1 pseudogene is annotated in these 321 nt (G+C 57.9%); it reads right to left on the bottom strand.

From position 1 onward, the window contains the following. Nucleotides 1-321, bottom strand: a pseudogene (locus OCV69_RS16670) (hypothetical protein); the annotation flags it as partial.

Raw genomic sequence — 321 nt, 5'->3', positions numbered from 1 at the left:
ACCTCATCACCAATCTGCATGAGCCTTCCGGTGACCATTGCACCATCAGAGCCAAGGTAATACCACTTGCCAACCCTGTCCTGCTTCCAGGCGTTGGCGACCATCACTCCGGAACCGTCAAACCAGTACCACCGGCCATCGGGATCCCGGTGCCAGTCGTTGCGTACCGGCTCTCCTGTGTCTCCGTGATAATATCTCCAGATCCCGGCCTCCTGGATCCAGCCGGATTTCTTTTCCGGCTCCGGCGGAGCAGCTTTGGCCCCATCATCCAAAACAACTACCGTGTGCCCCTTTGTCCTCGTTACCAGGATATCCCCACGC

The sequence above is a fragment of the Alitiscatomonas aceti genome (assembly GCF_025567195.1).
Taxonomy (GTDB): Bacteria; Bacillota; Clostridia; order Lachnospirales; family Lachnospiraceae; genus Alitiscatomonas; species Alitiscatomonas aceti.
This window is presented reverse-complemented; position numbering and strand designations above follow the sequence as displayed.